Origin of the sequence: Leucobacter soli, from assembly GCF_042659205.1 — a bacterium.
GTDB classification, from domain to species: domain Bacteria; phylum Actinomycetota; class Actinomycetes; order Actinomycetales; family Microbacteriaceae; genus Leucobacter; species Leucobacter soli.
Window position 1 is genome coordinate 1 of the sequence record NZ_JBHSRW010000236.1, and the last position, 3,348, is coordinate 3,348.

Annotated in this window: 2 protein-coding genes; one reads left to right on the forward strand and one right to left on the reverse strand. The window is 69.9% G+C overall.

Features of this window, described 5'->3' with window-relative positions:
• Positions 1-29: 29 nt before the first annotated feature.
• On the reverse strand, positions 30-1,034 hold the full coding sequence (locus tag ACFPZL_RS11395) for an AraC-like ligand-binding domain-containing protein (protein ID WP_218114670.1): 1,005 nt from the start codon (positions 1,032-1,034) through the stop codon (positions 30-32).
• 136 nt (positions 1,035-1,170) lie between these two features.
• On the opposite strand from ACFPZL_RS11395, the gene ACFPZL_RS11400 reads away from it, so the two are divergent.
• On the forward strand, positions 1,171-3,246 hold the full coding sequence (locus tag ACFPZL_RS11400; RefSeq protein ID WP_218114669.1) for a primary-amine oxidase: 2,076 nt from the start codon (positions 1,171-1,173) through the stop codon (positions 3,244-3,246).
• The last annotated feature ends 102 nt before the right edge of the window (positions 3,247-3,348 follow it).

The following is a 3,348-nucleotide window of genomic DNA, read 5'->3' on the forward strand; positions in this document are numbered from 1 at the left end:
CGCCGCTCCGCACCGCAGCGGCCGCCCGCTCAGCCCAGGAACCGGCCGTCGCGCGACTCGCCCGCCAGGCGCCGGAACTCCGTGGGCGAGACGCCGAACGTCTCTTTGAACACGCGGCTGAAGTGCGCGGCGTCCATCAGGCCCCAGCGCGCCGCGATGGCCGACACCGGCCGATCCTCGAATCTCGGATCGAGCAGATCCTGGCGGCAGCGCTCGAGCCGGCGCTCGCGCACCCAGGTCGAGACCGTCATGCCCGTCTCATGGAACAGCGCGTGCAGGTGCCGCTTCGAGATGTAGTGCGCCGCAGCGACGCCGCCGGGAGAAAGGTCGGGCGAAGCGAGATGGTCGTCGATGTACTCGTGGATCCTCCGCAGCAGGACCTGGTGCGGATCCTGCTGCGCCGGATCCGCACCCAGGATGGTCGACAGCAGGGTTCCGATCAGGTCGAGGCTCGTGTGCGCCAGCTTCGTCTGCACCCGCGGGCCGAGGTCGGTGAGCTGCTCCGGGAACTGCGACAGGAAGGCGGTCAGCACCGCGCCGAGCCCCGGGTGCTCGGCGCCGAGCGACTCGGCGGTCAGCTGCTGGGCGTCGGGCCCAGGAAGCTCGAGCCGATCCTTCGGGAACATGACGATGAGGTTGCGGAACTCCTCAGTGAAGAGCAGGGAGTAGGGGCGCGAAGTGTCGTAGATCGACAGATCGCCCGGCCGCATGACGAGCTCCTTGCCGTCCTGCACGAGGATGCTGGAACCGGAGAGCAGCAGGCTCACCTTGTACTGTCCGCTGCCGCCCGACTCGATCGTGGCGGGCGTGCGCTCGACCAGATGCGGCTTCGCCGCGACCTCGGTGAAGGCGATGCCGTCGGCACCCGCTGTGCAGAGCCGCGCGGTGAACGCGTCGGAGCGCTCGGCCGTGACGTCGAGCGGTACGAACGAGGACGACACGAGGGCGCGGAAGCCCGCGAGATCATCGGCGCGCACCGTCGCGGGAGCGGCTCCGGAGACCCGCGTCCTTGCGGAAAACTGAGCGAGCTGCATGGGAATCACCTCTCGAGGCGAGGATAACATTCTGAGGCGAGCGGGACACCCCGGCGAGGGCGACCGCCCGGCGGTGCGATACTGAGGGCAGCGGCCGGCCGCTCGCCCGCGCGGCGCCCGAAAGGAGTCGGTTCCGATGACGCACACCCCTGACACGACGCACACGCACGGGCAGCGGGTGACGACTCCGCTCGAGGTGCGGCACCCGCTCGATCCGCTCACCGCGGACGAGATCGCGGCGGCGCGGCGGATCCTGACCGACGCCGGGCACGCCACCGAGCAGACGCGGGTCCCCCGCATGCTGCCCGTCGACCCCGACAAGGCGGCGCTCGCCGCCTGGCGGCCCGGCGATCCGATGGACCGCCGCGTCCTCGTCACCCTGCTGGAGCGGAGCACGGGCGTCGCCTCGGAAGCGGTCGTATCGGTGAGCCGCGGCGAGGTCGACGCGTTCCGGGTGCTGCCGAACGCCGAGGCCCCCTACGGCCAGCCGCAGTACCTCTTCGAGGAGTACGAGGACGCCGCGGGCATCGTGAAGGCCTCGTCCGAGTGGCAGGCGGCGATGAAGCGACGCGGGCTCGAGGATCACATGGAGCTCGCCTTCTGCTCCCCGCTCGCCCCCGGCTTCTTCGGCCGCGAGGACGAGGTCGGCCGGCGTCTGGTGCGCTCGCACACCTACCTGCGCTTCTTCGAGGGCGACAACCCGTGGGCCCACCCGATCGAGGGCCTCGTGGTGCACGTCGACCTGACCGAACGGCGCGTCATCCGCATCGACGACGAGGGCGACACCCCCGTGCCCGAGCAGCACGGCAACTACGGCCTCGACGTGCAGGGGCCCGCGCGCACGAGTCTCAAGCCGATCGAGATCACGCAGCCCGAGGGGCCGAGCTTCTCGGTCGACGGCAGTCTCGTGCAGTGGGAGAACTGGAAGTTCCGGGTCGGCTTCACGCAGCAGGAGGGCCTGGTGCTGAACCAGATCACCTGGCGGGACGGCGACGAGGATCGCTCCGTCGCGCATCGCGCCAGCGTGCCCGAGATGGTGGTGCCCTACGGCGACACCTCGGTGAGCCGCTTCTGGATCAGCTACTTCGACGCCGGCGAGTACCTGCTCGGCAAGAACGCGAACTCGCTCGCGCTCGGCTGCGACTGCCTCGGCGTGATCCACTACTTCGACGAGTTCGTCGCCGACGACCACGGCAACCCCGTGAAGATCCCGCAGGCGATCTGCATGCACGAGGAGGACTACGGCATCCTCTGGAAGCACAGCGAGCTCGGTGCGGCGCCCGAGACCCGGCGCAGCCGCCGCCTCGTCGTGAGCTATTTCGCGACTGTGGGCAACTACGACTACGGCTTCTTCTGGTACTTCTACCTCGACGGTTCGATCCAGGTCGAGGCGAAGGCGACCGGCATCGTGTTCGCGGGCGCCGGCATCCCCGGCAGCGAGGATCCGCACGGCCCGGAGATCGCACCGGGCATCTTCACTCCGATCCATCAGCATCTCTTCTGCGCGCGGATCGACGCCGCGATCGACGGCGAGGACAACACGCTGCACGAGATCGAGGCGGTCAGGATCCCGACCGGTCCGGAGAATCCGCGCGGCAATGCGTTCACGTGGAGCGACACGCAGTTGAGGACGGAGCGGGAGGCGCAGCGGATCGCGAACGGTCTCACCGGTCGCGTCTGGGAGGTGCGGTCCGCCCACCGCACGAACTACGTCGGCAAGCCGACCGCGTACTGGCTGATCCCCGAGGGCAAGATGCTGCTCGCGGCGCAGCCCGAATCGACCGTGCACGGCCGCGCGAACTTCGCGACCAAGCATCTCTGGGGCACGAGGTTCGAGCCGGAGGAGCTCTACCCGGCGGGCGACTACCCGAATGCGCACGCACCGGGGGCCGGGCTGCCCGAGTGGACGGCGCAGGATCGTTCGATCGACGGCGAGGATCTCGTGCTGTGGCACACCTTCGGCCCCACTCACATCCCCCGCACCGAGGACTGGCCGATCATGCCGGTGGACTACTCGGGGTTCTGGTTCAAGCCGCACGGCTTCCTCGATCAGAATCCGGCGATGGATCTGCCTGCGGACGCCCGATCGTGCGGCACCGGATCCGCCGAGGGCGGGAGCGGCTGCTGCGCCGACGGCGGATGCGGATGCTGCTCGGGCGACGCGTGCCGCTGCGGCAACGCGGCGTGCGCCTGCGGGAAGCCGCGGGCATAGGGCGGTCGACGAGATCGACCCGGACACGGTCCGGGATTCCGGCGATTCCGGGATTCGGGCGACGCAGCGGCGCCCGGGCCGGCTATCGGGCGAGCACGAGGA